General features: G+C 71.5%; 17 protein-coding genes. 9 read left to right on the top strand and 8 right to left on the bottom strand.

Translation table 11 applies throughout. The features are described 5' to 3' along the window. Nucleotides 1-140: 140 nt before the first annotated feature. The gene (locus IRQ30_RS09795; protein WP_227467320.1) at nt 141-758 is read left to right on the top strand and encodes a methyltransferase; all 618 of its coding nucleotides are present in this window, start codon (nt 141-143) and stop codon (nt 756-758) included. 117 nt (nt 759-875) lie between these two features. Next, complete coding sequence (locus IRQ30_RS09790) at nt 876-1,673, top strand: sigma-70 family RNA polymerase sigma factor (RefSeq protein ID WP_193609166.1); 798 nt, start codon at nt 876-878, stop codon at nt 1,671-1,673. A gap of 9 nt (nt 1,674-1,682) precedes the next feature. Here IRQ30_RS09790 and IRQ30_RS09785 read toward each other — a convergent pair whose 3' ends face one another. The 3 genes from IRQ30_RS09785 to IRQ30_RS09775 all read right to left on the bottom strand — a co-directional run bounded on the left by IRQ30_RS09785 (nt 1,683) and on the right by IRQ30_RS09775 (nt 3,935). Continuing rightward, nucleotides 1,683-3,053 carry a cation:proton antiporter gene (locus tag IRQ30_RS09785; RefSeq protein ID WP_193612714.1) on the bottom strand — a complete coding sequence of 457 codons (1,371 nt, stop codon included), beginning with the start codon at nt 3,051-3,053 and terminating at the stop codon, nt 1,683-1,685. Between the two features lie 28 nt (nt 3,054-3,081). Continuing rightward, entirely contained in the window at nt 3,082-3,354 is a 273-nt protein-coding gene (locus IRQ30_RS09780; RefSeq protein ID WP_193612713.1) for a LuxR C-terminal-related transcriptional regulator, read from the bottom strand. 80 nt (nt 3,355-3,434) lie between these two features. Next, on the bottom strand, nt 3,435-3,935 hold the full coding sequence (locus tag IRQ30_RS09775; RefSeq protein ID WP_193612712.1) for a hemerythrin domain-containing protein: 501 nt from the start codon (nt 3,933-3,935) through the stop codon (nt 3,435-3,437). Nucleotides 3,936-4,033: 98 nt separating this feature from the next. On the opposite strand from IRQ30_RS09775, the gene IRQ30_RS09770 reads away from it, so the two are divergent. The 7 genes from IRQ30_RS09770 (at nt 4,034) to IRQ30_RS09740 (ending at nt 8,756) form a co-directional block, all read left to right on the top strand. Then, nucleotides 4,034-4,180: a DUF1059 domain-containing protein gene (locus tag IRQ30_RS09770; protein ID WP_193609162.1), complete on the top strand. Its 147-nt coding sequence runs from the start codon at nt 4,034-4,036 to the stop codon at nt 4,178-4,180. Between the two features lie 7 nt (nt 4,181-4,187). Continuing rightward, nucleotides 4,188-4,676, top strand: coding sequence for an NAD(P)H-dependent oxidoreductase (locus IRQ30_RS09765; protein WP_193612711.1), 489 nt, complete (start codon nt 4,188-4,190; stop codon nt 4,674-4,676). Between the two features lie 72 nt (nt 4,677-4,748). Beyond that, a complete protein-coding gene (locus IRQ30_RS09760; RefSeq protein ID WP_193612710.1) occupies nt 4,749-5,564 on the top strand; it encodes a septum formation family protein in 816 nt (271 codons plus the stop codon). Continuing rightward, complete coding sequence (locus IRQ30_RS09755) at nt 5,564-6,388, top strand: septum formation family protein (RefSeq protein WP_193612709.1); 825 nt, start codon at nt 5,564-5,566, stop codon at nt 6,386-6,388. Before IRQ30_RS09760 ends, IRQ30_RS09755 begins: the two co-directional genes overlap by 1 nt. 54 nt (nt 6,389-6,442) lie before the next feature. After that, entirely contained in the window at nt 6,443-6,589 is a 147-nt protein-coding gene (locus IRQ30_RS09750; RefSeq protein ID WP_193609158.1) for a hypothetical protein, read from the top strand. Next, a complete protein-coding gene (locus IRQ30_RS09745) occupies nt 6,586-7,644 on the top strand; it encodes a YhjD/YihY/BrkB family envelope integrity protein (protein ID WP_193612708.1) in 1,059 nt (352 codons plus the stop codon). Before IRQ30_RS09750 ends, IRQ30_RS09745 begins: the two co-directional genes overlap by 4 nt. Before the next feature lie 50 nt (nt 7,645-7,694). Beyond that, nucleotides 7,695-8,756, top strand: coding sequence for an NAD-dependent epimerase/dehydratase family protein (locus tag IRQ30_RS09740; RefSeq protein WP_193612707.1), 1,062 nt, complete (start codon nt 7,695-7,697; stop codon nt 8,754-8,756). 18 nt (nt 8,757-8,774) lie between these two features. Here the strand turns inward: IRQ30_RS09740 and IRQ30_RS09735 are convergent, their stop codons facing one another. The 5 genes from IRQ30_RS09735 to IRQ30_RS09715 all read right to left on the bottom strand — a co-directional run bounded on the left by IRQ30_RS09735 (nt 8,775) and on the right by IRQ30_RS09715 (nt 14,538). Then, on the bottom strand, nt 8,775-9,956 hold the full coding sequence (locus IRQ30_RS09735; protein ID WP_193612706.1) for a zinc-dependent alcohol dehydrogenase: 1,182 nt from the start codon (nt 9,954-9,956) through the stop codon (nt 8,775-8,777). 108 nt (nt 9,957-10,064) lie between these two features. Next, nucleotides 10,065-11,324 carry an HNH endonuclease signature motif containing protein gene (locus IRQ30_RS09730; protein WP_193612705.1) on the bottom strand — a complete coding sequence of 420 codons (1,260 nt, stop codon included), beginning with the start codon at nt 11,322-11,324 and terminating at the stop codon, nt 10,065-10,067. A 712-nt stretch (nt 11,325-12,036) separates the two neighbouring features. After that, a complete protein-coding gene (locus IRQ30_RS09725) occupies nt 12,037-12,732 on the bottom strand; it encodes a GAF domain-containing protein (protein WP_193612704.1) in 696 nt (231 codons plus the stop codon). A gap of 77 nt (nt 12,733-12,809) precedes the next feature. Continuing rightward, on the bottom strand, nt 12,810-13,775 hold the full coding sequence (gene era / locus IRQ30_RS09720) for a GTPase Era (protein ID WP_193612703.1): 966 nt from the start codon (nt 13,773-13,775) through the stop codon (nt 12,810-12,812). Further along, nucleotides 13,768-14,538, bottom strand: coding sequence for an SIP domain-containing protein (locus tag IRQ30_RS09715; protein ID WP_193612702.1), 771 nt, complete (start codon nt 14,536-14,538; stop codon nt 13,768-13,770). Before IRQ30_RS09715 ends, era begins: the two co-directional genes overlap by 8 nt. Between the last annotated feature and the right edge of the window lie 4 nt (nt 14,539-14,542).

Raw genomic sequence — 14,542 nt, 5'->3', positions numbered from 1 at the left:
CGGCTCTGGCTCAGACCTCGCTGCGGCAGCGAAGGAGAAGCTGGCGCATCATGACGTCACGAACTGTAGCGCACCAGCGGGTCCGCCACCGGACCGGTTCGACGACTGATTATTCCGAGGTGCAACGGGCACCGGGCGGCATGACCCTGCGGCAGAAGATGGCGTTCAGCCATCTCACGATCGAGTTCGACGATCGGGTGCTGACGCCGCGACCGTGGACGGCCATGCAGTCCCAGTGGGCGGCGGAGCTGATCCCCGACGCGCCGGTCGGCCGCGTGCTCGAGCTCTGCGCCGGCGCGGGACACATCGGACTCCTCGCCGTCTCCCTCTCCAACCGTCCCCTCGTCTGCGTCGACCTCAACCCGGCTGCGTGCGAGCTGACGGAGCGCAACGCCGAGGTCGCCGGCATGCGCGACGACGTCGAGGTGCACTGCGGCGACCTGACCCAGGTCGTCCCCTCCGAGCTCTTCGGCGTCGTCATCGCGGACCCGCCCTGGGTGCCCGCCGCGGAGACCGCCCGCTTCCCCGAGGACCCGCTGCTCGCCATCGATGGGGGCGACGACGGCCTGGAGATCGCCCGGCTGTGCCTCGAGGTGGCCGCCGAGCGCGTCGCCGACGGGGGGCACGTGCTGATCCAGCTCGGCACCTCCGAGCAGGCGCACCGGCTCTCCTCCGAGTCGTGCTCGACCCCGCTCCACCTGGTCGAGATCCGCGACGGCGAACGCGGTGTCGTGGCCCGCTTCGACCGCGTCGCCTGACGTATCACCCGTTCGGGTGGGGCCGTTTCAGGCCTTTTCGAGTCCCCTCACCCTCGCGGGTGTGTCGGCGTACGACGCCCGAGGGCCAGTCTCGAAGGACACGGCCGAAGGAGGCTCATGACGATCACGACCCTGGGGCGCACCGTCCCACGAGAGTTCCGGAGCCGCGAGACGGCCCGGCTCTTCGCGACGTTCGCGGACCTCGCCGAGCACGAGCGCGAGGCTGTCATCGAGCAGATCGTGGTGCTCAACATCCAGGTGGCCCACGCCATCGCCCGCCGCTACCAGAACCGCGGCGTCCCGGTCGAGGACCTGGAGCAGGTGGCCTGCCTCGCGCTGGTCCGCGCCGCCCAGCGCTTCGACCACACCATGGACCGCGACTTCCTGTCCTACGCCGTTCCGACGATGACCGGCGAGGTCAAGCGCTACTTCCGCGACCACGGCTGGACCATCCGTCCCCCGAGGCGGATCCAGGAGATCCAGTCCCGCGTCATCGCCGAGCACAAGCAGGGCACCGTGGACGGGCGACCGCCCACGCCGCGGGAGATCGCGGAGCGCCTCGAGCTCGACATCGACGACGTGACGGAGGCGCTCAGCGCCGCCGTCTGCTTCCAGCCCATCTCGATCGACCAGGCCGTCGAGGCCGACAGCATGGACTCGCTGGCCGACTTCCTCACCGTCGACGACCAGGGCCCGCAGGACGCCGCCGAGGCGCGCGCGCTGCTGGCCCCGGTGCTCAAGAAGCTGACCCGCGACGAGGTCCGGCTCCTGGCCATGACCTACGCGCAAGGCATGACCCAGCAGCAGATCGGCGAGGCCATCGGCGTCACGCAGATGACCATCTCGCGCCGGCTGACCCGGATCATCGCCCGGCTGCGCGGCGAGCTCGGCATCGACCTGCGCGCCGTCGCGTAGGCAACACCGCTAGCGCTCCGCGGCCCGGCGCCTCTCCGCGAGGCCCGGGCCCTGGGCGCCGCGGCGCCGGTCGACCCGGTCCAGGGCCGGCTTCGCCGTGATCCCGTGGACCAGCACCGACAGGACGATGGTGAAGCCCACCGTCGACCACAGCCACGGCAGCTCCTCGAACTCCGCCTCACCGGCGGCGTACGCCAGGTAGTACAGCGAGCCGACGCCCCGGACCCCGAAGAAGGCGACCGCCAGCCGGTCCCCGACGTCGAGCCCGCCGGGGCGGTCCTTGTGGCGCAGCCGGATCGAGAGCGACAGCAGCCCGGCGAGCGGCCGGATCACGAAGATCACCGCGACGCCGACGAGCGCACCGGTCCAGGTGAGGTCCCCCAGGAGGCCGCGGGTGGTCGCGATGCCGAGGAAGAGCAGCACCGCCAGCGTGAGCAGGCGCTCCAGGCGCTCGATCACCTCGTGCATCGAGCGGTGGTAGTCGTGCTTGCGCTCGGAGGCCCGCATGGCCATCGCGCAGGTGAACACCGCGAGGAAGCCGTAGCCGCCGACCAGTTCCGCCGCGCCGTACGACGCCAGCAGCGCCGCCAGCGCCAGCAGCGGCTCGCCCTGCTCGGCCAGCCGAAGCGAGGGGCGCGAGGAGCGGAACGCGATCTTGCCGAGCAGCCAGCCTGCGCCCACGCCGACCGCCACCCCGATGGCGATCTTGCCGGCGAGGTACCAGCCCAGCCACTCCCCGGCCTCGGCGAGGCCGAAGCCGCCCGCCGCCACCAGGATGGCGAGGTAGACGAACGGGAAGGCGAGGCCGTCGTTCAGCCCGGCCTCGGACGTCAGCGCGAAGCGCACCTCGTCGAGGCGCTCGCCGGTGTCGCTGTCCTCGTCGGCGAGGCCCTCCTCGAGCTCCTCGAGCTCCTCGGCGAGCATCGGCCCGCCCACCTGGACGTCGGAGGCCAGCACCGGGTCGGTGGGCGAGAGCGCGGCACCGAGCAGGAGCGCGGCGGCGGGCGCGAGCCCGGCGACCTGCCAGCCGAGGAGGGCGATCGCGCCGATGGTGAGGGGCATGGCGATGACGAGCAGCCGCCACGTGGCCGACCAGTGCCCCCACGTGCGCAGCTCCCGCGGGCGCAGCGGCCGGTCGAGCGCCAGGCCGACCCCCATGAGCGCCACCAGGACGGTGAGCTCGGTGACGTGCAGGATCACCTTCTCGTCCTGGATCGGGTCGAGGGCGAACTCCCCGGAGAGCGGGAGCAGCCCGATCAGCAGGCCGATGCCCACGAGCACCATCGGGGCCGAGATCGCCAGCGAGCTGAGGGCCTGGGGCAGGACGACCGCGAGCAGCAGGCAGAGCCCCGCGATGAGGTAGACGAGCGAGTCGGTCATGAGCGGCACCCTCTCCGGACCGACGGCGTCACTCCTCGTCCGCGGAAGCGGGTCCGAAGCCGTGCTGCATCGCCCAGACCACGGCCTGCGACCGTCGCGTCACGCCCATCTTCCGGTATGCGGTCCTGATGTAGGTCTTGACCGAGTTGATGCTGAGGTAGGCGGTGTCCGCGATCTCCTGGTTGGACAGTCCGCGGACGATCAGCGAGACGATCTCGGTCTCTCGGCTGGACAGCTGGGGCGTCGACACCGGCGGGACGCGCAGTCCGTCCGGCGGCGTGGCGCTCTCGGTGGTGCTCACCCTCCAACCCTGTCAGCAGCAGGGAGCCGTCGACGCCAAGGAGGCTCACCCCAACGGGTGGAAAACTCGTGGACACTCCCTCAGGCGATCACCGCGTCGATCGTCTTCTTGAGGGCGCTGGGCTGGGCGGGCGAGCGCGGGGCCTTCTTCTTGGCCTCGATCATGTCGGCCCCCATCTCCTGGAGGACCTTGCGGCCCAGGCCCTCCCGGACCTTCGGGAACCACTCGTCCTCCTCCTCCTCGATGTGGTGGCGGACGTTCTCGATCAGCACCGTGGTCTTCGCGGTGAACCGCTCGGCGTCCGGCTCCATCCCGACGAGCTCCATCACCAGGACGTCGGCGACGTGGTGCTCCTCGTAGGACTCCAGGACGTCGTCCTCGACCTCCGGGAGCAGGTCGCGCACCCGCGGGTACATGATCTCGTTCTCGATGTAGGTGTGCACGGTGAGGAGCTCGATCATCTTCTTCACCAGGCGGCCCTTCTCGGCGTAGGCCTTCTCGCCGGCCTTCTCGAAGGCGGTGAAGGTGCGCAGGATCTCCTTGTGGTCGTTCTTGAGGAGCACGATGGCGTCGGTCGACATGAGCGGGTCCTTCGGGTGGTGGGCAGGTCACTCCAGGTACCCGACGGGGATCGCCGTATGCCGCGATCGGGGCGGCGCGGTCGTGGCACAGTGGGCACATGAAGACGCGACTCGCCTGCCCGTGCGGCACCACGATCACCGGCGCCGACGAGGACGACCTGGTCGAGAAGACCCAGGCGCACCTGGCCGAGGCCCACCCGGGCCGGGAGTACGACCGGGACTCGATCCTCTTCATGGCCACCTGACCGGCGCGTGGCGAGGCTGCTGGTCGTCCACCACTCCCCCACCGCGGCCGTCCGGAAGCTCACGGACGCGGTGGTCGCGGGCACCCAGGACGACGCCATCGAGGGGGTCGAGGTCGTGGTGCGCCACGCGCTCGAGGCGGACGCCGACGCCGTGCTCGCCGCCGACGGCTACCTCCTCGGGACGCCGGCCAACTTCGGCTACATGTCCGGGGCCCTCAAGCACTTCTTCGACACGATCTTCCTCCAGGCGGGCGGGGCGCTCGCCGACGACGGCGCCGCCGCCTCGCCGGGCTCCGGCGGGCGACGGCCCTACGGACTGTGGGTGCACGGTCGCTACGACACGACCGGCGCCGTCCGCTCGGTGCAGTCGATCGTCGGGGCGCTGGGGTGGAGCCAGTCGGCCGCGGTGCTGGAGGTCCTCGGCGACGTCGGGGACGACGACCTCGCGGCGGCGTACGAGCTCGGCGCGACGCTCGCGGCCCTCGTGGGCGGCTGAGGGGTCCATGGGGTCCAGGGGCACGGCGGTAGCATCGGGCCTCGTCCACCGTCTCGCGAGGAAGGCCACGCGTTGTCGCACCGCCCGCGCCGCCACGCGTCCCTGGCCACGATCGGGATCCTGGCCGTCCTGCTGCTCACCGCGTGCGGCGAGGCCGCCCAGGGCGGCGACGCCGACCCCGACCAGGTCGACTCGGTCGACGCACCCGAGCTGGGCGCGTGCCGGGTGCTGACCCCCGAGGACGTGCTGCAGGCGAGCAACGCGACGCGCACGGTGGAGTGCACCGACAAGCACACCGCGCAGACGTACGCCGTCGGGCAGCTCCCCCCGCAGTTCGACGACGTGGCGTGGGACGACGAGAAGCTCGGCGCCTTCGCCTACACCACCTGCTCGACCAAGTTCCTCGCCTTCCTCGGGGCCGACGAGAGCCTGGCGATGCGCACGGTCGTCAGCTGGGCGTGGTTCCGTCCGTCGCAGAAGGCGTGGGAGGACGGCGCGCGCTGGTACCGCTGCGACCTGGTGGGCGGGGGCGAGCAGAGCGAGCGCTACGTCACCCTGCCCGAGACGGCCGAGGGCCTGCTCCAGGGGCGGCCGCAGGACCGGTGGATGGTCTGCGCCACCGGGGAGGCGTTGGCCGGCGCGCCGCGGATCCCCTGCACCGAGCCGCACGACTGGCGCGCCGCCACGACGATCAAGCTGGGTGACGCCGAGGCGCCCTACCCCGGCGACCGCGTGGTCGAGGTCAAGACCCGTGACTTCTGCTCCACCTCGGTGGGTGCCTGGCTCAACTACCCCGTCGACTACGACTTCGCCTACACCTGGTTCCACGAGGCCGAGTGGGAGGCCGGCAACCGGCGCTCGGTCTGCTGGGCCAAGACCCCCGACTGATGCTGCGTCCGTCGCGAGCCCTCGCCTCCGTCGTCGTCGCCCTGCTGCTCACCCTGAGCGCGGGGTGCAGCGCCGACGACGCCGAGCCGCCGGAGCCTGCGCCCTCAGCCGCGCCGAAGCCGACGGCGACCGCCGTACCGGGGCCGGCCAAGGGCGCCTGCTACCGGATGTCGTTCGAGGGGGCGCTCGCCGCGACCACGCAGGCCGACGAGGTGCCGTGCACCGAGGAGCACACCTCGCAGACCTACCTCGTGGGCACGCTGGACACGCTCGTCGACGGGCACCTGCTCGCCGTCGACTCCGACCGGGTGCTCGGTGACATCGCCCAGACGTGCCCGCAGCGGCTCCTGGACCTCGTCGGCGGCACCCGCGCGGACGTGCGTCTCAGCATGCTCCGGCCGGTGTGGTTCACCCCCTCGCTGGCCCAGGCCGACGCGGGGGCGTCGTGGTTCCGCTGCGACGTCATCGCCGTGGCCGGGCAGGAGCGGCTCGCGCCGCTGACCGGTCGCATCGCGGGCGTGCTCGACGAGCAGGAGGGGCGCGACCGCTGGGGCATGTGCGGCACCGACCAGCCCGACTCCCCCGACTTCGAGCGGGTGCTGTGCTCGGCGCCCCACTCGTGGCGCGCCATCGAGGTCGTCGACTTCGAGCCGGGCCCCTACCCGGGTGCCGCGACCGTGCGCGACCGGGGGCAGACCCCGTGCGAGGACGCCGGCCGCGAGGTCGCCGACGACGCGCTGAACTTCCAGTGGGGCTACGAGTGGCCGACCCGCGAGCAGTGGCGCTCCGGCCAGACCTACGGCCGCTGCTGGGCGCCGGACTGACCATCGCCGCAGGTCCGGGGGCATGGCAGGGGTTCCGGCCGGGTACCTGACGGCATGGATCGCCGCCGCATTCTCGTCATCTGGGCCATCGTCGTCTTCCTCCTCGTCGGAGCGGTGATGCTGTTCATCGGCATCACCCAGGGCGAGGACACCGACTACGGCGACCGCCCCGGCGGGAGCCCCCAGGTGGGACAGCCGTGAGCACGCGCGAGACGCCGGACACCACGGCGCCGGACCCCGAGGCGGACGGCAAGGTCGACTCCCCGACCGACATCAGCAAGCACTCCTGGATGTACGTCGCCCGCAAGACCGTCCGTGAGTTCTCCGACGACCAGTGCACCGACCTGGCCGCCGCCCTCACCTACTACGCCGTCCTGGCGCTGTTTCCCGCGGTCGTGGCCCTCACCTCGGTGCTCGGCCTGATCGACCAGGGCACGAAGGCCGTCGAGACGATCCTCGACATCGTGCGCGACCTGGGCGGAGCCTCGATCGTCGACAGCGTCGAGGGCCCGCTGCTCGAGCTGAGCAAGTCGCAGGGCGCGGGCCTGGCGCTCGTCCTGGGTCTGGCCGGCGCCCTGTGGTCGGCCAGCGGGTACGTCGTGGCGTTCGGTCGTGCCATGAACCGCATCTACGAGATGCCCGAGGGGCGTCCGGTGTGGAAGCTGCGCCCGGCGATGCTGCTGCTGACGGTGGTGCTCGTCGTCCTGGTCGCCGTGGTGCTGCTGGCGCTCATCGTGACCGGACCCGTGGCCCAGGCGGTCGGCGACGCGATCGGGATCGGCTCGACGGCCGTCACCGTGTGGAACATCGCCAAGTGGCCGGTGCTGCTCGTCGTCGTGATCCTCATCGTCGCGCTGCTCTACTACTCCACGCCCAACGTGAAGCAGCCCAAGTTCCGCTGGGTCAGCGTCGGCGCCGTGCTGGCCATCGTCACCTGGATCGTGCTGTCCGTGGGCTTCGGCTTCTACGTCGCCAACTTCTCGTCCTACGACAAGACCTACGGCACCCTCGGCGGGGTCATCGCCTTCCTGCTGTGGCTGTGGCTGACCAACCTCGCGCTGCTCTTCGGGGCCGAGCTGGACGCCGAGCTCGAGCGAGGACGCGAGCTCCAGTCGGGCATCGCCGCGGAGGAGGAGATCCAGCTGCCGCCGCGCGACACCCGCAACATCGAGAAGAGCCGCGAGAAGCAGCTGGAGGACGTCCGACGTGGTCGGGCGATCCGGGTGAGCAACCGCCGGTCCCGCCCCAAGGACTGACCGGGAGGGCGTCGGGTGCATGGGCGGCGCCCCCGCGGGCACCGGCGAGCATGCGCATCGTCGTCACCGGAGCCACCGGCAACCTCGGCTCGGCCCTCCTCCGCCTGCTCACCCGTGACGGTCACGACGTCGTCGGCGTCGTCCGACGCACCGTCGCCCAGCCCGTCGGCACCGGCACCGTCGAGTGGGTGCACGCGGACCTCTCGCAGCCGTGCGTGCCGACGCTGACCGAGGCCTTCACCGGCGCCGACGCCGTCGTGCACCTCGTGTGGGGCTTCCAGCCCTCCCACGACCTCGACTACCTCGAGCGGCTCGGCGTCGGCGGCACCCGGCAGGTGACCGAGGCGGTGGTCGCGGCCGGCGTGCCGCACCTGGTGCACATGTCGTCGGTCGGCGCCTACTCACCCCGCAGTGTCAAGGACCCGGTCACCGAGAGCTACCCGACCGAGGGTGTGCCCGGCTCGCCGTACAGCGCGCACAAGGTCGCCGCCGAGCGCCTCCTCGACGCCTTCGAGGCCGAGCACCCGGACGTCATCGTCGCGCGGATGCGGCCGGGGATCGTCGGTCAGCGCACCGCCGGCAGCGCGCTCCTGCGCTACGGCCTGCCAGCGCTGGTCCCGTCGTGGGCGCTGCGCGCGGTCCCCATCCTGCCGCTCGAGGACAGCCTCGCGATCCCGATGGTGCACGCCGACGACGTGGCCGACGCGGTCTCCCGGGTGATCGCCCGCGGCGCCGACGGTGCCTTCAACCTGGCGGGCCCGACCGCGGTCACGGTGCACCACATCGCCGCCGCCCTGGGCGCCCGGCACGTAGACGTTCCGGCGGGCGTCGTACGCCGCGCGGTCGCGCTGTCGTGGCAGGCGCGCCTCCAGCCGCTCGACCCGGGCTGGATCGACCTCGCCTTCAACGTCCCCCACCTGGACACCTCACGGGCGCGCGACGAGCTCGGGTGGACACCGAGCGCGGACGCCCCCGAGGTGCTCGAGGAGGTCGTGGCCGGCATGCGCGCGCGTGCCTCCGACGCGACTCCGCCGCTGCGCCCGCGCACGGTGGCGCGGTCGCTGCGGCGGAGCCTGCGGGTGGGTCCGGTCACGCGTCGCCGCGAGCCGTGACCCCGTGGGTCGGGGTGATCAGGGCGTGAAGACGACCTTGATCATCCCGTCCTCCTTGTCGCGGAACTTGCGGTAGGCCTCCGGCGCCTCGCTGAGGGGCAGGCGGTGCGTCGCGAAGCCCTCGGTGCCGAGCGGGTCGCTGTCGTCGATGAGCAGCGGCAGGATGTCGTCGCTCCAGCGTCGGACGTTGGCCTGGCCCATGCGGACCTGCACCTGCTTGTCGAACAGCTGGAACATCGGCATCGGGTCGGTCGCGCCGCCGTAGACGCCCGAGATGGACACGGTGCCACCCCGGCGCACGGCGTCGATCGCACCGTGCAGCGCGGCGAGCCGGTCGAAGCCGACGTTCATCATCAGCGGCTCGGCGAGCTTGTCGGGCAGCAGCCCGACCGCCTTGATCATCTTCTCCGCCACCGGGTTGCCGTGGGCCTCCATGCCGACGGCGTCGATCACCGAGTCGGCGCCACGGCCGCTGGTGCGGTCGCGCACCTCGGCGGCGAGGTCGTCGACCTGGTCGATGTCGATCGTGTCCGCCCCACGGGCGCCCACCCGGGCCAGCCGCTCGGGCACCCGGTCGGCCACGATCACGCGGCGACCCTCGTGCATCGCGATCCGGGCCGCCATGTCGCCGATGGGTCCTGCCCCCATCACCAGCAGGGTCCCGCCGTCGGGCACGTCGGCGTACCGCACGGCCTGCCAGGCGGTGGGGAGCACGTCGGAGAGGTAGACGAACCGGTCGTCCGAGGGGCCCTCGGGCACCTTGATGGGGAGGAAGTCGGCGAACTGCACGCGCAGGAACTCCGCCTGGCCGCCGGGCACCTGTCCGTAGAGCTTGCTGTAGCCGAGCAGGCTGGCGCCGGTGCCGTGCTCACGGTTCTGGGTCGTCTCGCACTGGCTGTGCAGGCCCTGGTCACAGGTCCAGCACGAGCCACAGCTGACGTTGAACGGCACCACCACCCGGTCGCCGACCTTGAGGTCGCTGACGCCCGAGCCCACCTCCTCCACGACGCCCATCGGCTCGTGGCCCACGATGTCGCCGGGCGTCATGAACGGCGCCAGCGGGTCGTAGAGGTGCAGGTCGGAGCCGCACAGGCCGGTCGTCGTCACGCGGATGATCGCGTCGGTCGGGTCGATGATCGTCGGGTCGGGGACGTCCTCGACCCTCATGTCCTGCGGGCCCTGCCAGGTCACTGCCTTCATGTGTGCTGTCTCCTCGAGATGGCTTGGGGGCTGGCTCTTCCGGTACCCGGCGCCTCCCGAGGCATGCCGGTGTCCCCGCCGGGGTGATGGTGGCGGGGTGTGGGGCGGTCAGGGTCGTCGTTCGGGCTCGAGTGGGGTGGTGCCGGTGTGGTCGCGGCGGTAGGCGTGGCCGAAGGGCGAGTGCCACAGGTAGGTGCCGCGGTCCAGGACGTCGTAGGTCCATCTGCCGTGGGTCTTGAGGCGGTGGTGCCCACGGCACAGTGGTGCGGTGTTGCACGAGCAGGTCGGCCCGCCCTCGGCGTGGGGGATGGCGTGGTCGATGTCGCACCTTGCCGCGGGTCTGGTGCACCACGGGAACACGCAGGTGTGGTCGACGAGATCGCCCTGCTCGCGCAGCCGGTCGGGGACCTCGTAGGCCGCGACGTGGACGTGGTCGGCCAGGTCGCGCACGGGCTTGACGATGACGCGGGTGCCGGGGTTGCCGCACCAGGTCCGGATCGTCTCGGCCAGCACCGGGCTCCGGGTGTTGCCCAGTCGGCCGACCCCGTCGAGGTCCTCGTGCACGTGGACCACGACTTCGGTGGTTGAGGTGCGAGCGGAGCGAGCCTCGAAACCACCCTCAGCGGCGTGCCCAGCATCCTCGAACGGCAGCGAGTCATACCCGCGAGCCAGGTCCCCAGCAGCGATCGACCGCCGCACGTCGAGCGACTCTTCGGAGCCGGCGGCCTTGATCTCAGCGGCGCGCCGGGAGAGTGCGGTGTCGAAGTCGAGGGCGTCGACGTAGTCCAGGGTCCCGGTGACCTCGACGGTCCCGTTGATCGACACCTCGCCCTTGTGGACCTCGAGCCGCCGCCCGTCCGCGGCGAGCCGGCGGGCTTTCTCGGCTGCTTCGGGGTCGAACCGGGCCTGCGCGGTGGCGATCTGTCGTTCGATCTCGGCGTAGGACACCGAGTGCGCACAGAAACCCACCGCCTGATCGACGTAGGCCGCGGCCTGCGGAGACAGGGCCATGGTGTGCTCGGCGATCCAGCGGGCCTTGTAGAACGGCAGCTCCATCGCCTCGACGCGTCCCCAGATGCGAGGCAGGCGATAGCGGGTCTCGAGGGTCGCACCGACGTAGCGCTTGGCAGCATCGGTCGACATGCCCAACGCGGCCCCGAGCTCCATCACCGCGAACTCGGACACCCAGGGTGCGCCGTCCCCGGCCAGCGGGATCCCGTGGTCCCCGAACGAGGCCTCGCCCTCGTCGGTGGTGGCGTGCAGGGTGCACCAGTCGATGACCGCGCGCAGGCGCTCCACCTCGACCGCGGCGGCGGTCCGGGTGGTGGTGCGCATGACCTCGAGGAGGTCGGCGGCGGAGCTGGTCATGGGTCCACTCAAGCACCCGCCACCGACAGTGAAGGGCCTCAGAAGGCCTTGTCCACAAGGGCTGTCGAAACTTTCTCAAGCTTTTTCCTGGGGTGGTTTCGAGACGGGACTTCGCCCCTCCTCAACCACCGGGCCGGCCCCCGGTGGTTGAGGAGGTTGCGCTAGCAACCGTCTCGAAACCAACCCCGCACCCGCACGCCCAGCCTTCCCTGCAGGGGTCTCGACGGACGCTCCTCGCCGGCGCTCGTCACTGCTCGACCACCGGTGGTGGTCGCTCTTCGTTGGTTGAGGAGGTTGCGCTAGCAACCATCTCGAAACCAACCCCGCAACCGCACGCCCAGCCTTCCCTGCAGGGGTCTCGACGGACGCTCCTCGCCGGCGCTCGTCGCTGCTCGACCACCGGTGGTGGTCGCTCTTCGTTTGTTGAGGAGGTTGCGCTAGCAACCATCTCGAAACCAACCCCGCAACCGCACGCCCTGCCTTCCCTGCAGGGGTCTCGACGGACGCTCCTCGCCGGCGCTCGTCACTGCTCGACCACCGGTGGTGGTCGCTCTTCGTTGGTTGAGGAGGTTGCGCTAGCAACCATCTCGGAACCAACCCCGCACCCGCACGCCTTGCCTTCCCTTCAGGGGTCTCGACGGACGCTCCTCGCTGGCGCTCGTCGCTGCTCGACCACCAGCGGGGTGGCTTCGTGGGCCGCTGCGCTCGCGCCTCAACCGCCGAGACTGACCAGCGCCTCGGCGAGCTGGTCGGGGCTGATGCCGGCACGGCGCGCCGCGGTGCGGATGCGGTCGCGGGCGGTGGTCGGATCGACGTGCTGCAAGTCCGCCACGACGGCGGCCGAGCGGTCCAGCACCGACTCCGCCTCGAGGATGTGGGGAGCATCCTCCGCCACCCCTCGTGTGGAGAAGGTGAGGTCGGCGTTGGTGACGATCCGGTCGGCGGTGGTCTCGAACAGCGCGGCCATCTGCTCGTGCGTGTCGTCGAAGGCGTCCGACGTGGCGCCGTAGAGGTTGACCGAGCCCTGGATGACGCCGTCGGTGATCAGCGGGAGGGTCAGGGTGGACCCGATCCCGGTCGCGGCGGCGGCGCGCGCGAACAGTGCCCACGCCTCTTCGTCGGTCGCCTCCGGGACGGTGTAGGCGACCTTCACCCCGCGCTCGATCGACTTCACGCACGGCCCGCCGTCGAGGAACTGCACGGCGTCGAGGAACGCGACCTGCAGCGCGGAGGCCACGAACGTGAACGTCACGCCGTACTCGCGGGAGGAGACGCTCATCCCCACGCAGCGGGGCGCGGCCCGCTCCACCTCGCGGCTCAGGGCGGTCAGGGCCTCCAGCAGCTCGCCCTCGGCCACGAACGGCCCGAGCTCCTCGATCGCTCTCACGGTCTCCGGAATGGGTTCCATCTCGTCAAGCTCCCACGCACGTCACGGTTCGGCAGTCGCGCACAGGTACCCGATCCAGGGCGACCCATCACACCGGCTCAGAAGCCGAGCTTGCGCAGCTGACGCGGGTCGCGCTGCCAGTCCTTGGCGATCTTGATGTGCAGGTCGAGGTAGACCGGGGTGCCGAAGAGCGCCTCGATCTGGAGCCGGGCGGCCTTGCCGACGTCGCGCAGGCGAGCGCCCTTGTGGCCGATCATGATGCCCTTCTGGGAGTCGCGCTCGACGTACAGGTTGGCGTGGATGTCGAGCAGCGGCTTGTCGTCGTCGCGACCCTCGCGCAGCCCCATCTCCTCGACGACCACCGCGATGGAGTGCGGCAGCTCGTCGCGCACGCCCTCGAGCGCGGCCTCGCGGATCAGCTCGGCCACGATCGTCTCCTCGGGGGCGTCGCTGAGGTCGCCGTCGGGGTAGAGCTGCGGGCCGGCCGGGAGCAGCCCGACGAGGAGGTCGGCCAGGAGCCCGACCTGGTCGCCGGCCTGGGCGGAGACCGGGACGATCTCGGCCCACTCGACGCCGGCCTCGGCGCCGAGCTTCTGGATGTCCAGCAGGTGCTCGCCGATCCGCTCGGCGTCGGCGAGGTCGGTCTTGGTGGCGATGGCGACCTTGACCGTGCGCTTGATCTTGGCCATCTCGCGCACGATGAACCGGTCGCCGGGGCCGGTCTTCTCGTTGGCCGGCAGGCACACCGCGACGACGTCGACCTCGCCGAGGGTGGTCTTCACGAGGTCGTTGAGGCGCTCGCCGAGCAGCGTGCGGGGGCGGTGCAGCCCGGGGGTGTCGACGAGGATCAGCTGGGCGTCGGGGCGGTGCACGATGCCGCGTACGACGGTGCGCGTGGTCTGCGGCTTGGAGCTGGTGATCACCACCTTGGTGCCCACCAGGGCGTTGGTCAGCGTCGACTTGCCGGCGTTGGGCCGCCCGACGAAGGACACGAAGCCGCTCTTGTGCTCGGCCTGCTCCCCCGGCTCGTCCTGCTGGTCCGGAGTGTCCTGCGTGTCAGCCATCGCTCGCCCTGTCGTAGTCGGCCCAGATCTCGTCGTCGCTCTTGCCTGCGGCCTTGCCGGCGCGCCAGATCGGTCCGGGGTCGACCGAGCGCGGCTGCCGGGCGGCGACGCCGCGCCAGTAGCCCATGACGTCGTAGGCGGTCGCCGGCATCCGTCGCTCGCGCATGAGGTGCTTGCGTATCGCGCGCATCTGCGCGGACTCCCCCGCCATCCAGAAGTAGCCGTCGCCGTCGGGCCACTCGATGCTCTCGACGACGCTGGCCAGGCGGCTCTCCCCGTCGTGGGGCGCGTCGAGCCAGTGCACGGACGCCGCGGCCGGCAGGTAGTCGCCCAGGTCGTCGGGCACCTCGGCCCAGACGGCGGCCGGCACCGGGCACGACTCCAGGATCCGCGCCATCGCCGGCATCGCGGTGAGGTCGCCCACCAGGATCAGCCAGGCGGCGCCGTCGGGCAGCGCGAAGCTGCCCTTGGGCTCGGTGATCGTCACCGTCTCGCCCACGCACTCGCCGGCCGCCCACTCGGTGACGAGGCCGGTCGCGTGCAGGACCACGTCGATGGTGAGCTCGCCGCCGGTCCAGGACCGCACGGTGTAGTAGCGGCTCTGGAACTGGCCCGGGACCACCAGGCCGACCCACTCGTCGAGGATGCCGGTCGAGGCGAAGTCGGCCAGACCCGGCCCGCCGAGGACCAGCCGCACGAGGTGGTCCGAGAGCGGGGTACGCCGCAGCACCTGCGCGTCGTACGTCCGGGCCCTCGTGCTCACCCGT

Source organism: Nocardioides lijunqiniae (assembly GCF_015024225.1).
GTDB lineage: Bacteria > Actinomycetota > Actinomycetes > Propionibacteriales > Nocardioidaceae > Nocardioides > Nocardioides lijunqiniae.
The sequence above is the reverse complement of the archived record's forward strand: the minus strand, read 5'-3'. Positions and strand labels throughout refer to the sequence as shown.